The 539-nt window shown below is 73.8% G+C and carries 1 protein-coding gene; it reads right to left on the minus strand.

What is annotated here, in order from left to right; genetic code table 11:
• Nucleotides 1-516, minus strand: a 516-nt coding sequence (locus tag VM95_RS37965) for a condensation domain-containing protein (protein WP_244179158.1), incomplete at its 3' end; no start/stop codon positions are given.
• Nucleotides 517-539 lie beyond the last annotated feature (23 nt).

Here is a 539-nt window from a genome sequence, read left to right on the forward strand (position 1 = left end):
GGTCGCCCTGGACTCCCGGGCGAGCGCGAGCAGGCCGTCGTGCACCTCCGGCGGGACGGTGAACCGGAGGCTCGCGCCCCGGTAGCTCGCGGCCGCCGGTCGCTGCCGGTCGGTCGGAATGTTCAACTCTTCCGGGGCGTCCGCGAGTTCGGCCTTCCAGAACGCGAGCTGCCGGGAGATGACGCTGTCCGGGTCGCCCTCCTCGCCGAGCAGCCCCTGCTGCCACAGCGCGTAGTCGGCGTACTGCACCGCCAGCGGCTTCCACTGCGGCGCCTCGCCACGCACCCGCGCCGCGTAGGCCGTCGCCAGGTCGGCACTCAGTGGCGCCAACGACCAGCCGTCACCGGCGATGTGGTGGATCGTCAGCAGCAGGGCGTGGTCCTCCTCGCCCAGCACGAACAGCTCGGCCCGCAGCGGGATCTCGGACTCCAGCGCGAAACCCACCGCCGCGGCCGCCGACAGCGCGCCCTCCACCTCGCCCGCCGTCACCTCGCGCACGGCCAGCTCCGGCGCCACACCTTCGAGCACCCGCTGGTACG

This window comes from Streptomyces rubellomurinus (genome assembly GCF_000961885.1).
Taxonomy (GTDB): domain Bacteria; phylum Actinomycetota; class Actinomycetes; order Streptomycetales; family Streptomycetaceae; genus Kitasatospora; species Kitasatospora rubellomurina.